Source organism: Hydrogenivirga caldilitoris (assembly GCF_003664005.1).
Taxonomy (GTDB): Bacteria; Aquificota; Aquificia; order Aquificales; family Aquificaceae; genus Hydrogenivirga; species Hydrogenivirga caldilitoris.
In genome coordinates, this window is record NZ_RCCJ01000001.1 from 1,095,079 (window position 1) to 1,115,011 (window position 19,933).

The 19,933-nt window shown below is 46.5% G+C and carries 22 protein-coding genes; 9 read left to right on the top strand and 13 right to left on the bottom strand.

Features of this window, described 5'->3' with window-relative positions:
• Position 1: 1 nt before the first annotated feature.
• Positions 2-721, top strand: a complete 720-nt coding sequence (locus tag BCF55_RS05970; RefSeq protein WP_121011411.1) for a YdcF family protein — start codon at positions 2-4, stop codon at positions 719-721.
• Here the strand turns inward: BCF55_RS05970 and proB are convergent.
• Positions 715-1,785 (bottom strand): glutamate 5-kinase, encoded by a 1,071-nt coding sequence (gene proB, locus BCF55_RS05975; protein ID WP_121011414.1) that lies wholly within the window; start codon positions 1,783-1,785, stop codon positions 715-717. The two genes, BCF55_RS05970 and proB, sit on opposite strands and share 7 nt — an antisense overlap.
• A complete protein-coding gene (locus BCF55_RS05980; protein ID WP_121011417.1) occupies positions 1,782-2,849 on the bottom strand; it encodes a M20 family metallopeptidase in 1,068 nt (355 codons plus the stop codon). Before BCF55_RS05980 ends, proB begins: the two co-directional genes overlap by 4 nt.
• Positions 2,850-2,905: 56 nt before the next feature.
• Between BCF55_RS05980 and BCF55_RS05985 the strand changes: the two genes are divergently transcribed.
• From BCF55_RS05985 to BCF55_RS05995, 3 genes are read left to right on the top strand one after another with little or no spacing between them, the layout of a single operon-like run.
• Positions 2,906-4,978 (top strand): CHASE2 domain-containing protein, encoded by a 2,073-nt coding sequence (locus BCF55_RS05985; protein ID WP_121011420.1) that lies wholly within the window; start codon positions 2,906-2,908, stop codon positions 4,976-4,978.
• The gene (locus BCF55_RS05990; RefSeq protein ID WP_121011423.1) at positions 4,978-5,742 is read left to right on the top strand and encodes a 3',5'-cyclic-nucleotide phosphodiesterase; all 765 of its coding nucleotides are present in this window, start codon (positions 4,978-4,980) and stop codon (positions 5,740-5,742) included. The genes BCF55_RS05985 and BCF55_RS05990 overlap by 1 nt, the downstream gene beginning before the upstream one ends.
• Before the next feature lie 14 nt (positions 5,743-5,756).
• On the top strand, positions 5,757-6,473 hold the full coding sequence (locus BCF55_RS05995) for a Crp/Fnr family transcriptional regulator (RefSeq protein ID WP_121011426.1): 717 nt from the start codon (positions 5,757-5,759) through the stop codon (positions 6,471-6,473).
• Here BCF55_RS05995 and BCF55_RS06000 read toward each other — a convergent pair.
• The 4 genes from BCF55_RS06000 to BCF55_RS06015 are packed head-to-tail and all read right to left on the bottom strand — an operon-like array spanning position 6,457 to position 10,014.
• Positions 6,457-7,131 carry a TIGR01906 family membrane protein gene (locus tag BCF55_RS06000; protein WP_121011429.1) on the bottom strand — a complete coding sequence of 225 codons (675 nt, stop codon included), beginning with the start codon at positions 7,129-7,131 and terminating at the stop codon, positions 6,457-6,459. The two genes, BCF55_RS05995 and BCF55_RS06000, sit on opposite strands and share 17 nt — an antisense overlap.
• Complete coding sequence (bioW, locus tag BCF55_RS06005) at positions 7,086-7,817, bottom strand: 6-carboxyhexanoate--CoA ligase (protein ID WP_121011432.1); 732 nt, start codon at positions 7,815-7,817, stop codon at positions 7,086-7,088. The genes BCF55_RS06000 and bioW overlap by 46 nt, the downstream gene beginning before the upstream one ends.
• On the bottom strand, positions 7,805-8,788 hold the full coding sequence (mtnA, locus tag BCF55_RS06010; RefSeq protein ID WP_121011435.1) for an S-methyl-5-thioribose-1-phosphate isomerase: 984 nt from the start codon (positions 8,786-8,788) through the stop codon (positions 7,805-7,807). Before mtnA ends, bioW begins: the two co-directional genes overlap by 13 nt.
• Positions 8,789-8,790: 2 nt before the next feature.
• Positions 8,791-10,014 (bottom strand): 2,3-bisphosphoglycerate-independent phosphoglycerate mutase, encoded by a 1,224-nt coding sequence (locus tag BCF55_RS06015; RefSeq protein ID WP_121011452.1) that lies wholly within the window; start codon positions 10,012-10,014, stop codon positions 8,791-8,793.
• 67 nt (positions 10,015-10,081) lie between these two features.
• On the opposite strand from BCF55_RS06015, the gene BCF55_RS06020 reads away from it, so the two are divergent.
• From BCF55_RS06020 to BCF55_RS06040, 5 genes are all read left to right on the top strand, one after another.
• Entirely contained in the window at positions 10,082-11,332 is a 1,251-nt protein-coding gene (locus BCF55_RS06020) for an OmpP1/FadL family transporter (RefSeq protein WP_121011455.1), read from the top strand.
• A gap of 10 nt (positions 11,333-11,342) precedes the next feature.
• Positions 11,343-12,914 carry a fatty acid--CoA ligase gene (locus tag BCF55_RS06025; protein ID WP_121011458.1) on the top strand — a complete coding sequence of 524 codons (1,572 nt, stop codon included), beginning with the start codon at positions 11,343-11,345 and terminating at the stop codon, positions 12,912-12,914.
• A 62-nt stretch (positions 12,915-12,976) separates the two neighbouring features.
• Complete coding sequence (gene thrC / locus BCF55_RS06030; protein WP_121011461.1) at positions 12,977-14,206, top strand: threonine synthase; 1,230 nt, start codon at positions 12,977-12,979, stop codon at positions 14,204-14,206.
• 14 nt (positions 14,207-14,220) lie between these two features.
• A complete protein-coding gene (locus BCF55_RS06035) occupies positions 14,221-14,499 on the top strand; it encodes a ubiquitin-like small modifier protein 1 (RefSeq protein WP_121011463.1) in 279 nt (92 codons plus the stop codon).
• Positions 14,483-15,238, top strand: a complete 756-nt coding sequence (locus BCF55_RS06040) for a DUF72 domain-containing protein (RefSeq protein ID WP_121011466.1) — start codon at positions 14,483-14,485, stop codon at positions 15,236-15,238. The genes BCF55_RS06035 and BCF55_RS06040 overlap by 17 nt, the downstream gene beginning before the upstream one ends.
• Here BCF55_RS06040 and BCF55_RS06045 read toward each other — a convergent pair.
• From BCF55_RS06045 to BCF55_RS06075, 7 genes are read right to left on the bottom strand one after another with little or no spacing between them, the layout of a single operon-like run.
• Positions 15,213-15,845, bottom strand: a complete 633-nt coding sequence (locus BCF55_RS06045; protein ID WP_121011469.1) for a class I SAM-dependent methyltransferase — start codon at positions 15,843-15,845, stop codon at positions 15,213-15,215. The two genes, BCF55_RS06040 and BCF55_RS06045, sit on opposite strands and share 26 nt — an antisense overlap.
• A 37-nt stretch (positions 15,846-15,882) precedes the next feature.
• Positions 15,883-16,500 carry a segregation/condensation protein A gene (locus tag BCF55_RS06050; RefSeq protein WP_121011472.1) on the bottom strand — a complete coding sequence of 206 codons (618 nt, stop codon included), beginning with the start codon at positions 16,498-16,500 and terminating at the stop codon, positions 15,883-15,885.
• 17 nt (positions 16,501-16,517) lie between these two features.
• A complete protein-coding gene (locus BCF55_RS06055; protein ID WP_121011475.1) occupies positions 16,518-17,426 on the bottom strand; it encodes a galactose-1-phosphate uridylyltransferase in 909 nt (302 codons plus the stop codon).
• A 9-nt stretch (positions 17,427-17,435) separates the two neighbouring features.
• On the bottom strand, positions 17,436-18,152 hold the full coding sequence (locus tag BCF55_RS06060; protein ID WP_121011478.1) for a phosphatidate cytidylyltransferase: 717 nt from the start codon (positions 18,150-18,152) through the stop codon (positions 17,436-17,438).
• Complete coding sequence (gene uppS, locus BCF55_RS06065) at positions 18,145-18,834, bottom strand: polyprenyl diphosphate synthase (RefSeq protein WP_121011481.1); 690 nt, start codon at positions 18,832-18,834, stop codon at positions 18,145-18,147. Before uppS ends, BCF55_RS06060 begins: the two co-directional genes overlap by 8 nt.
• 4 nt (positions 18,835-18,838) lie before the next feature.
• A complete protein-coding gene (locus tag BCF55_RS06070; protein WP_121011484.1) occupies positions 18,839-19,606 on the bottom strand; it encodes a tetratricopeptide repeat protein in 768 nt (255 codons plus the stop codon).
• Positions 19,603-19,908, bottom strand: a complete 306-nt coding sequence (locus BCF55_RS06075; protein ID WP_121011487.1) for a hypothetical protein — start codon at positions 19,906-19,908, stop codon at positions 19,603-19,605. The genes BCF55_RS06070 and BCF55_RS06075 overlap by 4 nt, the downstream gene beginning before the upstream one ends.
• Between the last annotated feature and the right edge of the window lie 25 nt (positions 19,909-19,933).

Here is a 19,933-nt window from a genome sequence, read left to right on the forward strand (position 1 = left end):
CATGTTCTTCTTAAAGAAATTCATCTCTTACCTGATACTTCCACCCGGTATATTCATAGCTCTATTCCTTTTCATAGCCGTTTTAAGTCGCAAGAGAAAGATTGTCTACATACCTGCTCTGGCTGGAGCCCTATCCCTTTACCTGCTCTCCATAGAACCTTTTAAAGACCTGCTCCTATACCCGTTGGAAAGCCCCTTTAAGACCCCAAAGGTTGTAAGGGGAGATGCTATAGTAGTCCTCGGAGGGGGAGCCTACAACTCAGGTTATCTGAAGGCGAGCTCTTACAAGAGGCTCATTACCGGTTTCCTCCTCCATAAGAAAACAGGCAAGCCTATTATCCTCTCCGGAGGAGCGGCTATAGGTGTTATCCCAGAGGCAAAGGTTATGAAAGAGCTCCTTATGGAGTTCGGTGTGGAGGAGAAGGATATATACGCAGACCTGGAAAGTAGGGACACCTTTGAAAATGCCAAGTACGTCCTGGGTATATGTAAAAGAATTGGTTGCAGGAGTTTAATTTTGGTTACTTCAGCCTTTCACATGAGGAGGGCTCTCTCTGTGTTTGAGAAAACAGGACTTGAGATACAACCCTACCCCACCGACTTTAAGTTTGAGGGAAAGTACAACCTATACAGTATGTTTCCTAAGTACAGCGTTTTCTATGATTCCTCAATAGCCGTGAGGGAGTACATAGGTCTCGTGTTTTACAGCCTATACTATTGAAAAACTACCAGATGGTCCCTGTGTATAACCTCCTCCTTCTGAGTTTTTAAAAGTTTTTTTACCTCTGCTCCTTTCAGCCCCTTAACCTTTTCAATCTCATCCTTAGAGAAGTTCACTCTGCCCTTTCCTATGACGATACCTTCAGAGTTCATAACGCTAACCACATCACCTGCTGAGAAGCTCCCCTCAGCCCTTATAACACCAGCCGGTAGTAAGCTCATACCCTTCCTCAACGCCTCAACAGCTCCGTCATCTATCACGATGGCACCCTTAGGTTCCTCTATCATGGCGATGGATTTAAGTCTCCCCCTGAGCCTCCTCTGAACCGGTCTGAAGAGGGTCCCAGCGGTTTTTAACTCCCTTACCTCAACGAGGTTGTCCTCCTTCCCCGTTATGATAACGGGTATGCCTATTGATACAGCAAGCCTTGTAGCTTCAAGCTTACTTCTCATTCCCCCACTTCCAAACTTGCTTCCGGTCCCCTTCACAAACCTGAAGGCTTCTTCCATATCCCTTACCTCTTGCACCAAGTTGCCCTCCTCATCAAGTAGCCCTCCGGCACTGGACAGAATCACAAGGAGGTCAGCTTTAAGCATATAGCTCACGTATACTGACAGGAAGTCATTATCTCCAAAAACAAGCTCACTCACCGCCACCGTATCGTTCTCGTTCACAACTGGAATTACTCCAAGTTCAAGAAGCTTCTCAAGGGTATTCTGGGCGTTGGCAAACCTGTCTTCATTCTCCTTGCGAAAAATATCGTTGGTGAGCAGGACCTGAGCTACAGTTAGTCCGTAGTTGGAGAAAACCGTATCATACAGGTGCATAAGGTACGCCTGACCTATACCGGCAAGAGCTTGCCTCAGTGTAAGCTCATTAGGCTTCTCTCCGTATCCGAGTTTCTTTGCCCCGCACAGGACAGCTCCTGAGGATACGAGGAGCAACTGGTCTCCCTTTTCCCTGAGCTCTTTGAAGGACTCTGCGAGTTTCGCTATAAATTTAAGGTCAATATCGTTCCTCTCCGTTTGAAGGAGGTTTGAACCCACCTTAAAAACTATCCTCATCTGAGCACCTCAAAGAGTTCCAAAAAGAGGAGAGTCATGTTTTCAAGTTCATCTATGGCTATGCTCTCCCTGGCAGTATGACTGTCTTTCAAACTTCCAAATCCAAATACCACACAACGATATCCAGCTCTGTGAAAGTTAGCTCCGTCGGTCCAGGAGGGCATGGTTCCCAACTCAGGCTTTTTATTCAGAGCTCTCTCGTAAGCAAGGCTCAGCTTGTCAAGCAATCCTTCATAGTTAAACTCCAAGAAGTCTTCGGCATCCTCCAAAGTGTAATGCACCCTGCAGGTGGTTCTGACCTCCTTTATAGCCTCCCTTATCCTTTCTTCAACTTCCCTCCAGCTTTCTCCAGCCCATAGCTTTACCTCAAGCAGAGCCTCACAACTCTTCGGGACAAGGTAATTACCGTCGCCTCCATGAAGCATAAGCACGTTTACTGGCTTAGAAAGCCTGTTCTCTATGGTGTATATGAGCTCCATACAAACCCTTATAGGGTTTTCAACCTTCTCAAATTCAGCGCCATGGGCACTTTCCCCCTCAACCCTAAGAGAGAACTCAACCGCTCCGTTCTGAGCCGTGCAGAGAGCCCCGTAAGTCGGTTCAAGGACGAGGCAAAGCCTATCCTTACCAAGGACATCAACGACCTTCTGAGAACCTATAGCTGAGTTTGTCTCCTCATCAACCACAAAGGCAAGAGAAACAGGAAGTTCCTTTTCCTGGTTCTTTTCCTTAAAGAGCTCAACAGCCGTGAGGAGGGCAGAGAGAGCTCCTTTGACATCGCTTGCTCCTCTTCCGTATATCCGACCGTCCGTTTCTTTAGGCTCAAAAGCACCATCCATGTCAATAGGTGGAACCGTATCAACGTGGCAGGATATCACGTAGGGTGAGTCATTTAAATACACAAGGTTGAACCTGTCCTTATCAACCGCCTGCCTTTTAAGCTTAATCCCCACCCTGTTCAAACGGTTTTCTATGAATTCCTGTATCTCCCTTTCTTCTCCCGATACGCTCCTTATACTTATAAGTTCCTTCAAGAGGTTTTTTACCCTTTCCCTGACTTCCATAAGGAATAGTTTATCCCCTGTTCAAGGATACGATAGTATGGTTTATTTTAATTTTAGTGCTTTACAGGTTGTTAGCTTTCTTTCTTGTGGGAGGGGTTTTGGCTCTTATTTATGTCCTAAAACCTGCCCTCATAGAGCGTGTCTCTTTGAGGATTGAAGACACTAAGTTTTACGTGAGGAAGTCCCTTGGGCAGAGTCCAAAACCAACAGACAAGGTTGTAGTTGTTGCCATTGACGAGAAAAGTGTAAACAAGCTTGGGAGATGGCCCTGGAGCAGAAAGGTTATAGCCAAGCTCATAAGCGAGTTGTCCGTTGCAAAGGTAACAGCCCTTGACATCGTTTTTTCCGAGCCTGAGAATGAAGAGAGTGATAGGGAGCTTGCAAGGAGTATAGCTCAGGCTGGAAACGTGGTATTAGGTTTTTTCTTTCGGTTAAACTCAACCCAAAAGGAAGACCCTTACGCATTGAACCTCCTACGGGAAAGCGAGTTCCTGAGGTACACACTGAAGACCAAGAAAGTCGGGCTTTTAGATATACCCTATGTGGAGTTGAGTTTGCCGGAGTTTATGTCTGGTGCGCTGAGTGCAGGATACCTGAATGCGGAGCCGGACGTTGACGCCATATACAGAAAGTATACCCTCGCCCACCTATTTAGGGGGAGTGTATATCTTCCCCTTGCCCTTCAAGCATTACGCTTTTACGAAGGGAAGGACATACACATGGAACTTTCCGAAGGAGGTATAGATAAACTCCTCTTCAAAGGGGAAGAGGTCCCAATTTACGAAGGGAGATTTCACAGAATAAACTTCTATGACCCAGACGAGCTCAAGGTTGTATCAGCCGTTGACATAATTGAGGGGAGGGTTCCGAGAGAGAAGATTGAAGGAAAAGCGGTCTTTGTAGGTGCTACTGAGATAGGTATATATGATGTAAGACCCACACCGCTTGACCCGGTTATGCCAGGGGTTTTTCTACATGCGTTCGCATTCTCAAACTTTGAGGAGTTCCACTTCATAAAGCAAAGCCCCTACCTGGACTTATCCATCATATACCTAATGGCAGGTATTCCCTTTCTGTTAATTACGATAAGGAAGTTTGCTCACAGATTTTTCTTCTACACCACGCTGCTGGTTTGCTACCCAACCGTGTCTTACGGACTCTTCTCCCTTGGGAGTTATGACCTCAACCTATCCTATCCTCTTCTTGCCCTAATCCTTTCTCTTATATCTCAAGAGGGGCTTAAGATAATCACCGCTGAGAGGAACATACGGGAGCTTAGAAAGGCTTTTAGCAGCTATGTATCTCCCCAGCTCCTTGAGATAATAACGAGAAATCCAGACAAGCTGCGTCTTGGAGGTGAAAAGAGGGAGATAACCGTTCTGTTCTCAGATATCAGGGGGTTCACCTCACTCTCTGAGAATCTTAAACCAGAAGAGCTCGTAAACCTGTTGAATGAGTTTCTCACACCCATGACGGACATAATCCTGTCCCAAGGAGGGACACTTGATAAGTACATAGGTGATGCAATAATGGCTATATTCAACGCTCCTGTAGATGTTGATAGGCACGCGGACAGAGCCTGTAAGTCAGCTCTTGAGATGGTCAAAGCTCTCAAGGGTATTAATCACACCTTTAAAGAGACCTTCGGTGTTACCCTTGATATAGGTATAGGTATAAATACGGGGGAAGCCGTGGTTGGGAACATGGGTTCCAAACAGAGGTTTGATTACACAGCGATAGGTGATACGGTTAACCTCGCTTCCAGATTGGAAAGCCTGAACAAGCTATACGGTACGAGAATAATCATCAGCGAATACACGAAAGAAAAACTTGTAGATAACTTCCTGACGAGAGCACTTGATAAGGTAGTGGTAAAGGGAAGAAGGGAAGCCGTGAAAATATATGAGCTCCTTGAGGATACGGAAGAGAACAGGGAAAAGGCAGAAAGGTTTGAAAAAGCCCTTGAGCAGTACTTTGCCGGAAACTTTGAAAGTGCCATGTTGCTATTTGAGGAGGTAAGTATGAGGTTCGGTGATAAACCAAGTTTCGTGCTCCTAAAAAGGTGCAGAGAGATGATTGAAAAGCCTCCAAAGAACTGGAAAGGCATATACGTCGCAAGGGAAAAGTGATGAAGGTCAAAATTCTGGGTGCTTACGGAGGTCGCTTTGGAGACCTCGGAACTACCTGTATCCAGATTTCTGAGGATACGTTGATAGACGCTGGAAACATAATGCGCTCCCTGGGAGAAAGGTGTATACAGGTGAACAACATATTCCTCACCCACGCACACCTTGACCATATAGTGGACATACCCTTCATGATAGATTACACGTTCCGGTTCAGGGAGCAACCCCTCAACATCTACGGGCACAGAGAGACCATAGAGGCGGTCAAGGATTACATTATGAACTGGAATATCTGGCCGGAGTTCAGCTCCATAAGACTTATAAACTCTGGAGACTACGCCGTGAATTACTACGAGCTTCTGCCAGAAACGAGCTTTCACACGAACGGCTTTGACATATACGTGTTCCTGAGCAACCACACTGTTCCTACCCTGAGCTATGTGGTGAAGCAAAATGGTGTAGGCTTCCTTTTCACGGGTGATACATACCGCAACCCGGCTGTATGGGAGATACTGAACAGGGATAGGGAGATAAAGGTCCTCATCACAGAGGTTTCGTTTCCGAGTTATATGCATAACCTCGCCGAGGTGAGCAAACACCATACACCCAAAACTCTGAGGGAAGAGTTAAAATACCTTGAAAGGGATGACCTGGAAATTTACATAATGCACTTGAAACCTAACTCCTTGGAGGAGCTGAGGGAGGAGATAAGAGCTACGCTTCCCACTGTAAAAATCCTTGATGATGGCGATGAAATTATAATATAGAAAGGAGGGGAATTATGGAACCCACAAAGCTTACCGAAGAGCTTGTCAACCTTCTCAAAAACAGAGGAAAGGAAGAGACCTACAACCTCGGTGACATACTCATAGAGGAAGGGAAGGAGTCGGACAGGATATTTATAATTGAGAAGGGTTACGTGAACGTGACCAAAAAAGACCCTATGGGGAACGACGTCCTTATCGGAACAGCAGGACCAGGTTCAATAATCGGCGAAATGGGAGTTTTTATGGGAGTTGAGAGGACGGCAACCGTCAGAGCAGTATCAGACCTCAAGGTTATAAGCTTTGGGAAGGAAGAGTTCTTTGAGGTCATAAGCAGTATCCCCGAGGTCTCCTCCTACCTAATCGGGATTCTTACAAAGAGGCTCTATAACCTAAACAGGAGGCTAATAAACGCGATAAACTCAAAACTCATGATAGTTATGGGTAATTACATAATTGACAAGATAAGGGAAGGGAACGTTCAGGAAAGTTTTGGAGAGAACGCCAAAATCAGCTTTGACCTCTCAACGGCTGCTTTAGAAACGGGACTTGATATAGAAAAGGTGATAACAGCCCTGAACAACCTGGCGAAAGCGGGTGTACTGCAAGACTACAAGCTTATTGAAGAAGTAAGAGAAGGTGGGGGTGAAGGTGAAGAAAAGAGAACAGTGACAGAGCTTATAGCTGACCCCCAGCAGATAAAGTCTTACCTGAAAACTATCTCCTATATCTAAGAAGTAAAAAGCCGAGCAGTAGTGAAAACAGGCACAACATTCCCGCCGATGCAAGTACGAAGAGAGTTCCGTCATACCAGAACTTCATGGGATATATCCTCAGCAGTGTGTCCGTGTAATTGAATTTCCAGGAGTATGGGTCAAAAACATAATTGTGGAAAAGCTCAAAGGCAAGCTCGTAATTCGTTACTGAGAAGCCTCCAATCAAAAGGGTAAGGCACAGGGTAAAGAGGGAGGAGAGTGCAAGGGTTTTTCCAACCATTCTGAAATCCCTCAGATAAATCAGGCAAAGAAGGGAAAGGAAGGAAGATATGTAAACCAGAGGGAAAAAGAAACCAAGGAAGTTCTTAACATCTTCCATATGCCTTATCTCTTTTTCCCTGAAAGCTCTCCTACCGTCTGGAAGCTTCGCCCTTTTAAAGTCCTCCATACCCTCATCGGAGAGTACCGCTCTCAGTCCCAGCTTTGCAAGATACTTTCTGTATTCATCTTCCATACCGTATCTGTCCTTAGGAAAGCTCACCTTTGAGTACTCCCAATCTATAAACCATTCGTTGAAGGCAAGTCTGGTGGGAATACCGATGAAAATTATCGGACTAAGGAGAATGACTATTAAGGAGGCAAGCAATCTATCAACAGGGGTTTTCCTTCCAGACATCTTATCAGGTCTCCCACCCCTTCTCTCCTGATAAAGTATATCCTACCTCCGAAAGGGTCACCTTCTTCTTTGAGGGGTGTTATTCTCACATAGCCGTACTTAGAGGAGGCAACGTAGCCCGTGATGTAGTCTGGGTCGTCACTCCAGCATAGCTCAGCAACAACACCGCAATAAACGTTCTTCGTAGCTATTGCAAGGGCATCAAGGGTTCTCTCGGTAAAGCCCTGCCTCCTCAAATGCTCCATAACCTTGAAGCGGTCTCTCCAATCAACCCTAACTGTTCTTACACCCCTTTCGGGGTCAGGCTCAAGCCTTTCACCGGTTTCTATGTCCATGAGAACAGCACCTCTCGTATTTCCACCTCTTGGGTTCGGTCCCTCCGATAAAAGCTGAATCCCCCTTCTGACCGTGCTCTCCGGGACTCCGATCTCCACAAGTTTTTCAAGGGCAAACTTACGAGCTTCTTCAACCGAAGCAAATTCAAAGGAACTCACTGCAAGAGAGTATTCAAGAACCTCAACCTCACCTATTCTCTCCAGGGTAAGTTTCAAGAAATCGTGCTCCCTGGGTCTTTTTAGGAGCTCACATAAAGCTTCAGGTATCGCTTCTTCCGTGATTATTCTCTCTCCCCCGGATACGTGTTTTCCTTTTAAAGAAGCCCTCATACGGAGGCTTAGGAGAGACATCTTTGTATACTCTCTTCGTTCACAGGTTTTATTATTCCTCTCTCCGTAATTATTGCCGTTATATTCTCTGCTGGGGTTACATCAAAAGCCAAGTGGAGGGCAGGAGTATCTCCAGGAGCTATCGCAGCACCAAAACAGTTCTTAACTTCTTCTTCGCCCCTCTCTTCAATCGGTATATCCTCACCACTCCGTGTAGATAGGTCAAAGGTTGAGGAAGGTGCAGCAACATAAAAGGGAACTCCGTGCTCTTTGGCAAGAACCGATAGGGAATAGGTACCTATCTTGTTGGCAACATCTCCGACCGCTGTAATCCTGTCAGCACCAACTATCACAAGGTCAACCAACCCTTTCTTCATAAGGAAACCCGCCGTTGAGTCTGTAATGAGTTTGTGGGGTACGCCTTCCTTGAGAAGTTCCCAGGCTGTAAGTCTTGCCCCTTGAAGGTATGGGCGGGTTTCATCAACCCATACACTTATACCCTTGCCTGAGTAATGGGCTGTCCTTATAACCCCCAGAGCTGTCCCCCAGCCTGCTGTAGCCAAAGCTCCCGTATTACAGTGAGTCAGCAGCCTTGCCCCTTCCGGGATAAGCTCATTTCCAAGCTCTCCTATCCTTTTGTTGGCTTCGTAATCTTCCCTTTCTATGAGCTGTGCCTCCTGCTCTATGTCCTTTCCAGAGCTGAGAGCTGAGAGCATCCTATCCAACGCCCAGAAGAGGTTATAAGCGGTGGGTCTGGTGCTCTTTAGAACCTCATAAACCTCCCTTGGATCAACACCCCTTTTAACTCCAAGAACGAATCCGTAAGCGGCAACACAACCTATGGCGGGTGCACCCCTGACAGACATGTTTATTATTGCTTGAGCTACCTGAATATGGTCTCTGAGTTCAAGCCAAACCTCTTCCTGTGGCAGTTTCCTCTGGTCAAGGAGGAGAAGGTAGTCTCCCTTCCAGTAGAAGGCTTTAACTTCCATTCTCAGGCTCCGTACTTCTTCAGCCTGTGAGAGTTAGCCAGCAGTAAGTTCATAATTTTTTCGGCTGGTAATATCCCAAGCTCTCCTTTAAGGCACTCGCGCTCTGTGAGTCTATCCGAAGTCCCTCCCAGAACATAAGGTGAGTGTATAAGCAGTGGAACCGGATGCCAGGAATGTCCCTTTATTTTGGAAGGGGTTGAGTGATCTCCCGTTATGGCAAGGACGTCGGGCTTCAGTTCAAGGAATTGAGGTAAATGTTTGTCAAAGTCCTCTATGACGGAAATCTTACCTTCCCAGTTTCCATCCTCTCCGTAGGAATCCGTTTTTTTTATGTGAAGGAAGAAGAACTCATAACCTTCCCAAACCTTTTTCAAGGTATCTATCTCAGATTGAATTGTAGTCCCTTCAAACTCAACTATCTCCATACCCACGAGACTTGCAAGCCCCTTATACATCGGATACACAGCTATGCAGCAAGATTTAACTCCGAAGCGCTCTTCCATCGTGGGTATGTTCGGTTTCTGGGCAAAACCCCTAAGGAGAAGGTAATTGGCTTTAGGCTCGTCTCTCAAAATCTCCGCTACCTTCCCGATGAACTTCTTAACAACCTGGGCTACCTTTTGAGCATTTGGATTCCCTCCAACAGGCTCCAGAGGTTCCTTGCCTACCTCCTGGGGATCGGTATCGTTTATCTCATCACTTCCCTCCGGTAAAGGTTCTGGAAACCTAAGCACTATCGCTGTTCTATGCTCCATTCCCGGAGCAATTATCACCTGGACGCCATCTATCTCCTTTAAGTTCTCCTGTATCTTCTTAGTTATCCTCCTGTTCTCCTCGGTGGGTATCCTCCCAGCCCTTCTATCCTTAACTACAGGCTTACCGTCCACATACTCAACCGTAGCATAGTTTCCTCTTATAGCCACATCCGTATGCCTTACTTCAAGACCAAGACCAAGGGCTTCTAAAATCCCTCTCCCTATCTGGTACTTTAGAGGGTCATAACCGAATATGCCGAGGTGTCCTGGTCCACTACCGGGTGTTATACCGTAATCAACAGGTATATGCATTCCCAAGGCTGAGCTTTTGGCAAGTTTATCAAGGTTTGGAGTCCTGGCAAGTTCAAGCTCTGTTTTACCATCTTTTACGGGGAGCCCGCCGAGCCCATCAAGGACGACCATAAGTATCTTTGAGTTGCTCTTCTCCAAGAGACCTTTCAGGATGTCCATAAATTTAGTATGCCACAGCTATTCCTTGTTTAAAATGTTCGTGATAGATCCCAAGGAGGGTACTGAGATGAAAAAAGTGCTTACAGGAGTATTCGCTATTTCCTTGGCTTCAGAAATCGCCCTGGCGGGCGGTTACAAGATACCTGAGCAGTCCCTTCGCTCAACGGGAACAGCGGGAGCCTACTTCTCCTCTGCAAATGCACCAGACGCGGCTTACTTCAACCCGGCGAACATGTCCTTTATGAAGGACGGATGGGGCTTAGAGGTCGGTATGAGATATATAGTGCTCCCGAGTATAGACTTCAGCGGAAGAACTTTAGACCCTGCAACAACATCATTTACAGCCAATCAAAACTTTTCCTCTGAAAAGGAGTCTTTTCTCGCCCCCTACTTTCACTATGTAAGTCCAAAGGTAGGTAAATTAAGGTTTGGTTTATCCTTCACCACACCAGGAGGGCTTTCAAAGAAGTGGGAAGGAAATATAGCTCAGGCATACGCCAAGAACTTTCATCTGGAAGTTTACGAGGCGAGCCTATCCGCTTCCTATGAAATAACGGAGTCTATATCTGTAGGTGGTGGACTCAGGGGGGTTTACTCCAGGGGAGAAGTAGAGTTCGCACATCCTGGGGGAGGATACAGTATATCAATGGACGGGGATACGGCCATAAAACCAGGTTTGTTTATCTCTGCTTCCGTAAAACCTACAAAGGAGTTAACCATTTCTACACTATACAGATCCAAAGTTGATCTGAAGATAAAGGGTGACGCGAGCGGGTACTTTGTTACCAATCCCGGACCCCCACCTACGATATACTCCTTTGATACTTCCGGAAATGTAAAAATACCCCTCCCCGCTGAGTGGAGACTGGGAGCTTCTTACAAGTGGAACAAAACCACCTTTGAGCTAACCTACGAGAGAACCTTCTGGTCAGACTATGAAAAGCTGGACTTTAACTTTGGTGACCCTAACGTTGAAGGAAGCAGTTTTGGTGAAGCTAAACCCAAAGATTGGAAAGATACCAACACCTACCGCTTTGCGGTCCTTCACGAGTTCAACGACAAACTCACCGGTATGGCGGGCATAGCCTACGACGAAACACCTGTTCCCGAAAGGACGCTTGGATTTGAACTCCCTGACTCAGACGGATGGATACTCTCCGCCGGAGGCATTTACAAACCTGAGCCCAAGGTGGAGATAGGTGTGGCTTACCTGTATTTCATGAAGAAGGACAGAAGCGTAAACAACGATAGGATACAGGGAAAATTCAAAGACATCTCCGCTCATATGCTCACCCTTTCCATAGGATACTCCTTCTGAGGGTGAAGCCATGCCCTACAGGTTTAGAAACTTCTATGAGGTTATAGAAGAGAACACGAAGCGCTTTCCCAAGAAACCTATAATCTTCGAAGAGAAGTTAAAGATACGCTGGAAGGAACTTAAACACTACGTTGATTCCTTCGCAAGGTATTTAGAGCTTGTAGGTGTGAGGAAGGGGGACAACGTTGCTCTCTTGATGTCCAACTCCAAGGAGTTCGTTATAGCCTTCCTTGCCATAGGTAAGCTGGGAGCCGTTCCCGTCCCCCTCAACACCTTCCTGAAGAGAGCGGAGCTTGAGTACATACTCAACGACTGTGAAGCGAAGCTCGTTATAACTCAGGGAAAGTTCGCAGAGCTACTTGAGGGAATTGGAGGAAGCACCAGAGTTGAAAAACTTATATGGGCAGAAAACCCACCGCGTCTGGACGAGAAAAACCTGAGCTTTGAAGAGGGTCTCACGATAGAGGATTACGAGCACATAACACCTCAGGCAGAGCTTGAAGACCTTGCGGTTATGCTCTACACCTCTGGAACAACAGGAAAACCCAAGGGGGTTATGCTGACCTACAGGAACATCTTTTCCAACATAGAGAACATAGTCAAGGTTTTCGATATAAAACCCAAGGACAGGTTCATCGTTTACCTTCCCATGTTCCACGCCTTTACCCTCATCGCCACGGTTCTTCTTCCCCTATACACCGCGAGCCCGATAGTTATAGTGAAGTCCATAATGCCCTTCTCCAACGTGATAAAGCAGACCTTGTTAAAGAGGGTTACCGTATTCATGGGTGTCCCGGAGGTCTTCAACGCCCTCTCCAAGGCAAAGCTTCCCTGGTACTTCATGTGGTTCAACAGGATAAGGTACTTCGTCTCCGGAGGTGCACCTTTGCCTTTAGGCACCCTGGAGAGGATGAGGAAGAAGTTCAAGAGGGCTGTTCTTTTAGAAGGATACGGACTGAGCGAGTGCTCTCCTGTCGTTTCCGTAAACCTTCCGCACAAACAGAAGCCCCTTTCGGTGGGACCTCCTCTGCCTGACTACGAGGTCAAGATAGTTGATGACGAGCTCGTGGAACTCCCTGTAGGTCAAGTTGGGGAGATAATCGTTAAAGGGGATTGTGTGATGAGGGGTTACTACAAGAACCCTTATGAGACGGAGAACACTATAGTAAACGGTTGGCTCAGGACGGGAGATCTCGGTTACGTGGACGAGGAGGGTTTTATCTATATAGTGGACAGGAAGAAGGACCTTATCATATGCAAGGGTATGAACATATACCCGAGGGAGGTGGAGGAGGTTCTCATGTTACATCCTAAGGTGGAGCTCTGTGCTGTGGTAGGAAAGAAAGACGCCCACCACGGGGAGATACCGGTAGCTTTCATAAAACCTGCGGAGGGCGAGAGTATCACAGAAACCGAGTTGAGGAACTTCTTGAAGGAGAAGCTTGCCAACTACAAGATACCGAGACAGTTCATCTTTGTGGAGGAACTTCCTAAGAACGCCACAGGAAAGGTCTTGAAGAGAGTTATTAAAGAAAAATTGAACAAGGGGGAATTTGAACACGAGTTTACGAAAGGTAATTAACCCTGAAGCTACCTTTACATTGGCTTATAATGTAAAATATCCATTTTCCCGGAGGAGGACAGTTGGCAAAGGTCAAAGGGCTCAGGTGTAGAGAGTGTGGCAGGGATTACCCCGTAGAGCCTATACATGTATGCGAGTTTTGCTTTGGACCCCTTGAGGTCGTGTACGATTATGAAGAAATAAGAAAAAGAGTATCAAGAGAAAAGATAGAAAACGGTCCAAAGAGCCTATGGCGATACGTTGACCTTCTGCCTGTAGAGAACCCGACCGTAGGTTTAACGGCTGGTTTTACACCCCTAAAGAAAGCTGAAAAACTCGGTGAAGTGCTTGGGTTAAGAAACCTATACATAAAGGACGATTCCGTGAATCATCCCACCCTATCCTTCAAGGATAGGGTTGTTTCAGTGGCTATATCTAAAGCCCGAGAGTTCGGTTTTGACACCGCAGCCTGCGCCTCAACAGGAAACCTCGCCAATTCGGTAGCTGCCCACTGTGCACAGGCAGGACTTAACTGTTTTGTGTTTATACCCGCTAACCTTGAAACGCAAAAAATATACGGGAGTTTGGTTTTCAATCCTACAGTTGTTGCCGTTGAAGGGACTTACGATGACGTTAACAGGCTCTGCTCAGAGATAGCCAACGACCTTGGCTGGGCTTTCGTGAACATAAACATAAGACCCTATTACGCTGAAGGCTCAAAAACGTTAGCTTACGAGGTTGTGGAGCAGCTCGGATGGAAAGCTCCGGATGCGGTCGTTGCACCGGCAGCATCAGGCTCTCTCTACACAAAGATATGGAAAGGCTTGAAGGAAATGAAGGAAGTCGGTCTAATAGATTCTGTTAATACGAGGATGTACGGGGCTCAGGCTGAGGGTTGTTCTCCGATAGCTCAGGCATGGAGGGAAGGCAGGGACTTTATAAAACCTGTCAAGCCAGACACCATAGCTAAGTCAATAGCCATAGGAAATCCAGCGGATGGTATATACGCTCTGCAAACTACTAAGGAGAGCAATGGAGACTGGGAGACAGCAACAGATAGAGAGATAATTGAAGCGATGAAACTACTTGCCCAGACAGAAGGCATCTTCACCGAGACCGCCGGAGGTACAACCATAGCAGTGTTGAAGAAGCTAGCCCAGAAAGGTGCCTTTGACCCAGACGAGGTGGTAGTTGCCTACATAACTGGCAACGGATACAAGACCCTGGAAGTCCTTGATGGTCATCTCTCCGAGCCTGTTAGAATCCAGGCAACCCTTAGAGATTTTAAGGAAAAGGTTCTTGCTAAAGTTTGAGGAGGTAAGAAAAGATGGCGATAACTGTTAGAGTACCCACCCCTCTCAGAAGACTCACCGACGGGCAAGGGGAAGTTGAGGTTGAAGCAAAAACCGTCAGGGAAGCTGTAGAGAAGCTTGAAGAGCTCTACCCAGGCTTTAAGGAGAGAATACTTGATGAGAACGGTGAACTCAGAAGGTTTGTAAACCTGTACCTGAATGACGAGGATATAAGATTCCTTAAGGGAGTGGATACAGAATTAAAGGATGGAGATGTTCTCTCCATAGTGCCGGCAATTGCGGGAGGAAGATAAAGTCTACTTTTTAGGATGCTCCGGTTACTTTTACTGGGGCTGGAAGGGTAAATTCTACCCACAGGAGCTTCAGCCAAAAGAGTGGTTATCTTACTACGCCAGGCTTTTTAACACAGTTGAGATAAACTCCACCTTTTACAACTTTCCCAAGGTTTCCAACCTGAGGAGGTTTTACAAGGAAACACCCAGAGGATTCTTATTCTCTGTAAAGATGAACAGAACGATAACACACGTTAGGAAATTAAGAGACGTGGCAGATATGATAAGAGACTTTTACGGTGTGGTAAGGGAGGGACTTAGGGAGAAGCTTGGGTGTATCCTCTTCCAGCTACCTCCCTCCTATAAGTATTCAGAACAGAACCTTGAAAGAGTCCTGTGCCAGCTAGACTCTGATTTCAAAAACGTAATTGAGTTCAGACACGAAAGCTGGTGGAGGGATGAGGTTTATAAGGCTCTCAGAGACAGGGATATCACCTTCTGCTCTGTCAGCTCACCTAAGTTTCCTGAGGTTCTGATCCAAACCTCCGACACAGTCTACATCCGCTTCCACGGGAAAGAGGGCTGGTACAGATATAACTACTCGGAAGAGGAGTTGAAGGAGTGGGCAGAGAGAATAAGGAACTCTTCGGCGAGGGAAGTTTTCGCCTACTTTAACAACGACTACAACGCTTACGCTCCCCATAATTGCCTAAAGCTAGCGGAACTCTTGGATATCAAGCCATACCGGGAGGTATCCTGAAGGGAACGTTCATAAGGGGATTTTCCTCTTCCTGGGGGAAAACAGCATAAACACCAAAGCAGTATTTACCTATCTCAACCACCCTACCAACTTTGACCCCCGAATCATCTAAGATAAGCCCTATCTCCCATTCGGAGAGAACCTCTTCTGGGGGAGGTCCTTTATCCCTCTCTTCCTTCTTCCAGTCTATTACAGCCAGGTAGGCAAAGGGTTTTGCTACCCGCTTTAGCTCTTCCACAAAGGCTTTAGGGTCTTCCAGCTCGTGAAAGGTAAAAGCCATAAAGATAAAATCAACGGAGTTGTCGGGCAGAGGTATCCTGGTCTCCTCCGACTTAAGAACTTCTACGTTCTTTAAACCATCTCTTTCCACCCTCTCCTTAGCTCTCTTTATCATCTCTTCCTGAACATCTATCGCATAGACTTTGCCCTTATCTCCCACGAGCTTAGACAGGTAAGGAAGATAAAATCCTGGTCCGGTACCAACGTCAAGTACAACTAACCCTTCTCTTATACCGAACTCCTTTAAAACCTTCTCTGGGTCAAAGAGCTCAAGCCTTGAAGGGTCCTCAAGTTTATGCACGTTTTCGGGGTTGAATTTGTGAGCCATCTAAACCTCCTGAGATAGAAGGATAGCACCTCTACGCTCAGGCTTCTCTGACCTCAACCATAATATCACCGTAAGGCTCCTCCTGATAGAGTTCCACCTTTCCCTCGTAGTAGAGGTACATGAGAGCCATGAATTGAGGAACGAAGTTCACCCTGTCCAGAAAGGTGAAAAACTCTATCCTCTTACCAACATCCATGTTGCTGAAGAACTCCCACATATCCTTCAGTACATCTTCAAACCTTGATATGTGAAGGGGTATTATCCTTCCCCTCTTCCTCTTTCCGCCACCATTCTTAGAACTCTTCTTAAAGGCTTTCCTGACCTTTTCAAGGTTATCAGCAAGGTTTTCCTCAACCTCCTTGCTCTCCTCTTCAAACATCTCAACTATTTCTTCCAGGGTGTAATCTTTTCTCTCCCTCGGCTTCCTTTCGGGTTTTGGGAAGATAACCTCAACCTTCTTTCTCAGGAGAAAGGAAGCCGCAACGACAGCCCTCGCAGGAACTCTAAGGTCAAGGGTCTCCCTCTTCCTGAGCTCCTCTATGTAAAGGTTGGCAAGTTCAACTATGTCAACCTTCCATGGGTCAAGCTTTCCCTCTTCTATCAACGGAACCACAAGTGCGAAAGGATGGTCCTCTTCAAATACTAAACTCCCCATCTCTACCTCCAGATATTTTATTCGGTTTTCTGGGCATACTTTACAGTTCTGAGCTCCATAACTGCCTCCTCTGGCGCAACGCTCACTATCACGTTTTCCGTTTCAAGCTCAAAACCCCCGAAGACGGAAACACGCGGGAGTATCCTTATGTAGTATCGGTAATCCATGTCCCACGGTGGGGCAGACTGAAGGGTAAGGTTGTAAGGAAAGCTCTCCCCAAAAAAACTTTTTAAGAGCTTTACCGTTTCTCTGACCACTGAGGCTAACTCTTCAAATCTATTCTCAAATACAAAGGAGCTTATCCTCTCTTTGGGAACTATCCATATCTCGTAAGGTGTAATGGGAGCATAGGACATAAGGACGGCGAAGTGCTCTGAAACAAAAAGAACCCTTTCTTGAAGCTGGAGTTCCCTGACAAGAAAATCCCCAAGTATGTCCCTATTCTCCTTCTCGTACTTAGCCTTCTCCTTTAAAAAGCGAGCCGGATAAAAGGGGGTAGCCAGTATCTGAGAGTGAGGGTGGGGTATGGAAGCACCCGCGCTTTTTCCCCTGTTTCGGAACACGGCAACATACTTAACACCCTCTCTGTTGTAATAGTGGACAAGCCTTTCCCTGTAAGCCCACAGGAGTTTATCAAGGTGCCCGATACTGTCCAGGTCATCATCGTGTCCTGGAGAATCAACGACCACATCATGCATATGGGGTATAGCGGGGAACTTGTTAGGAATAACCCTCACAAGCCACCCGGATTCACCTTTAACCAGGTAAAGCTCCTTAGGGGTGAGCGACTCGTTCCCAGGGCAGAAGGGACATTGAAAAGGCTCCTCCTCAACAACTTCCTTTATAAAATGGGGTCTCCTGCTTCTGACGGAGGCTATAATCCTTCTATCACCTGTAAGGGGGTCTTCTCTGATAAAAAAACTCATAGCTATATTCTATAATCGGTACGTAAGCCAGTAGAAAACAGGCGCTGCGAAGATAACTGCGTCAAACCTGTCAGTAAAGCCACCGTGACCGCCAAGCACATGGGAGAAATCTTTTATTCCCAACTGGCGTTTTATAAAGCTCTTGAAGTAGTCTCCAGCGACCCCTGCCAGGAGAAACAGCACAGCTATAAGGAGCGATTTCAAGAGCGGAAAGGGGGAAAGTAGGGCAAACGCTAAGGCACCTGCGGCTATGCCTCCCAGAAACCCTTCCACTGTCTTTTTTGGAGAAAGCTTAGGAAGAAGGTGTGCCTTTCCGTATCTCTTGCCGATGTAATAGGCAAAGACATCGTTAGCCCAAACGCTCAGTACAAAGGCAAGTATCGTAGTGAAACCCATCTCCCTGATATGGACAAGGTATGAAGTAAAGAACCCAGTGTAAAACAGGATAAAAACTGACCTGAGAAAACTGTCAAGATTCCAAGTCCTGTAGCCATAAGCCAGAGCTATCAATCCGACGTAAATGCCTCCCAACGCAGGATCAATCACGAATAGAAGCGAAGAAAAGAACGTAGCTGGAAAAACGCTTTCAACCCCCAAGGCAAAGGATAGCTCCCTGCCTATAAGGAGGGCAAGAAACGCAACAACAAGTGTGAATATAGAGATGGGGAGAGCCAGGGCAAGTAGAGTAAGAGCCCCTATCAGTGCTCCGTAGAGTTCTCTATTCATCCAAGACTCTTCCAAACTTTCTCTTTCTTCCAGAAAAATCCTCAATAGCTTTGTGAAGTTCCTCAGGGGTGAAATCGGGCCAGTATGTCTCGGTGAAGTAGAGTTCTGTGTAAGCTATGTTCCAGAGTAGGAAATTTGATACCCTTTTCTCCCCTGCCGTTCTTATGAGAAGGTCTGGATCAGGTACGTCTCCAAGGTCAAGGAAATGAGAGAAAGTCTCCTCATCAATATAGTCAAATTCAAGCCTTATGAGTTTATTGACAGCTCTGAGTATATCATCCCTTCCACCGTAATCTACGGCAAGTATGACGTTTATCTTGCTGTTCCTTTCGGTATCCCTCTCAAGCCTTTCCATAAGAAGCCTCAGGTCCTTTCCTATCCTGTCCCTCCTTCCTATGAACCTGAGTCTTACCCCGAGCTCTATAAGCTCCTCTCTCTTCTCCTTCAGATAGTTCCTCAAAAGCTCAAAGAGGAGCTGAATCTCTTCTTCAGGTCTGTTCCAGTTCTCTGTTGAAAAAGCAAAAAGGGTCAGATACTCAACACCAAGCTCAATGCAAGCTTTGGTTATCTCTTCGGCTGCTTGAGCTCCTTTGTAGTGCCCCATTATACGGGGTAATCCCTGCTTTCTTGCCCAACGACCGTTACCATCCATTATTATCGCTATGTGTCTGGGAATATTCATAGGGCTATTCTCCCAGAAGGAGTTTTTGCTCCCTTGCTCTAACCGCAGCATCAGACGTTGGGAAGCGTTCTATCAGTGTAGAGTAATACTTGTTTGCTTCAGCGACGTTCCCTCTATCTATGTATATCCTCATCAACTGAAAGTATGCATCAGGAAGCTTGTTGCATTCGGGTAATTTTCCCTTCTCACACTTGTCCACCAAACTCTTGTATATCTCTTCCGCCCTCTGGGTATCCCCCAGCTCCTGGTATATCTTTCCGATCCAGAAGAAGGCGTTGTCCGTGTACTTGTTCTCAGGAAACTTCTTTATAAAATCTAAGAAGGCATCCCTCGCTTCATAGAGTTTTTTCACACTGTAAAGCTCTATAGCTTTTTTGTATGCAGTTTCAGCGTCCTCAACAGCCTGCTGCTCCTGCTGGGGTTGGACAGGGGCTTCCCCTCCTGTCTCCGAAGGAACAGGTACCTTCTCCGGAGAGAGTCTTGCTTGTGTGTCCATCGTTGAGGTTTCCTTTGGAGGTGCTTGTCCTGTCTCCCCTGTGCCCGTCAGCAATCTGAGCTTTAGCCTCTCTATCTCAAGCCTGAGCTCAGAGATAAGTTCCGTAAGCTTGTCTATCCTTTCGTTGGTTTTCTCAATGTCCTTCTCAATGTCCGCCTGCTTCTGTTCAAGGCGAGTGAGCTTTATCTCAACCTCGGAAACCCTTTCGGGTTGTTGGGATACAGGAGCACATCCTGCGAGAAGCGCTCCCGCCACAAAGAATGGAAGTATCCTCATGCCTCCTCTTCCTCCTTATAAAAATAATACTCTCTGTAAGGTATCCTGTGCTTGAAGTAATAGAAGTAATAAAGCTTCCCCGTTTCCTTATCCTTGGTTACCCTTACAAGTATCCCGTAGTTATCGCTCACCTGCTGGACATAATTGAATTCCTGGTCTGTCTTCTTGAAGTGTTCTTTTATAAGCTCCCTGATATCTCGCTTTATATCCTGAACGATACTGTAAAGTTTAACCTCCCTCTTCAGTTCCTCCTCGGTGAAGAACTTCCCCTTAAGCTTCTCTATCTGATGCTCGTGTATCATCCTTCCCTCCCGAAGGTCTCGGAAT

Bases quoted from the DNA above. Each gene is read 5' to 3' on its own strand.
- BCF55_RS06070 (WP_121011484.1), bottom strand. From the start codon at position 19,606: ATGAGGATACTTCCATTCTTTGTGGCGGGAGCGCTTCTCGCAGGATGT.
- BCF55_RS05980 (WP_121011417.1), bottom strand. From the start codon at position 2,849: ATGGAAGTCAGGGAAAGGGTAAAAAACCTCTTGAAGGAACTTATAAGT.
- BCF55_RS06000 (WP_121011429.1), bottom strand. From the start codon at position 7,131: ATGTCTGGAAGGAAAACCCCTGTTGATAGATTGCTTGCCTCCTTAATA.
- BCF55_RS06035 (WP_121011463.1), top strand. From the start codon at position 14,221: ATGGCGATAACTGTTAGAGTACCCACCCCTCTCAGAAGACTCACCGAC.
- BCF55_RS06050 (WP_121011472.1), bottom strand. From the start codon at position 16,500: ATGGGGAGTTTAGTATTTGAAGAGGACCATCCTTTCGCACTTGTGGTT.
- BCF55_RS05970 (WP_121011411.1), top strand. From the start codon at position 2: ATGTTCTTCTTAAAGAAATTCATCTCTTACCTGATACTTCCACCCGGT.
- BCF55_RS06020 (WP_121011455.1), top strand. From the start codon at position 10,082: ATGAAAAAAGTGCTTACAGGAGTATTCGCTATTTCCTTGGCTTCAGAA.
- proB (WP_121011414.1), bottom strand. From the start codon at position 1,785: ATGAGGATAGTTTTTAAGGTGGGTTCAAACCTCCTTCAAACGGAGAGG.
- BCF55_RS06055 (WP_121011475.1), bottom strand. From the start codon at position 17,426: ATGAGTTTTTTTATCAGAGAAGACCCCCTTACAGGTGATAGAAGGATT.
- BCF55_RS06025 (WP_121011458.1), top strand. From the start codon at position 11,343: ATGCCCTACAGGTTTAGAAACTTCTATGAGGTTATAGAAGAGAACACG.
- BCF55_RS05995 (WP_121011426.1), top strand. From the start codon at position 5,757: ATGGAACCCACAAAGCTTACCGAAGAGCTTGTCAACCTTCTCAAAAAC.
- BCF55_RS06015 (WP_121011452.1), bottom strand. From the start codon at position 10,014: ATGGACATCCTGAAAGGTCTCTTGGAGAAGAGCAACTCAAAGATACTT.
- uppS (WP_121011481.1), bottom strand. From the start codon at position 18,834: ATGAATATTCCCAGACACATAGCGATAATAATGGATGGTAACGGTCGT.
- BCF55_RS06060 (WP_121011478.1), bottom strand. From the start codon at position 18,152: ATGAATAGAGAACTCTACGGAGCACTGATAGGGGCTCTTACTCTACTT.
- mtnA (WP_121011435.1), bottom strand. From the start codon at position 8,788: ATGGAAGTTAAAGCCTTCTACTGGAAGGGAGACTACCTTCTCCTCCTT.
- bioW (WP_121011432.1), bottom strand. From the start codon at position 7,817: ATGTCTCTCCTAAGCCTCCGTATGAGGGCTTCTTTAAAAGGAAAACAC.
- BCF55_RS05990 (WP_121011423.1), top strand. From the start codon at position 4,978: ATGAAGGTCAAAATTCTGGGTGCTTACGGAGGTCGCTTTGGAGACCTC.
- BCF55_RS06045 (WP_121011469.1), bottom strand. From the start codon at position 15,845: ATGGCTCACAAATTCAACCCCGAAAACGTGCATAAACTTGAGGACCCT.
- BCF55_RS06075 (WP_121011487.1), bottom strand. From the start codon at position 19,908: ATGATACACGAGCATCAGATAGAGAAGCTTAAGGGGAAGTTCTTCACC.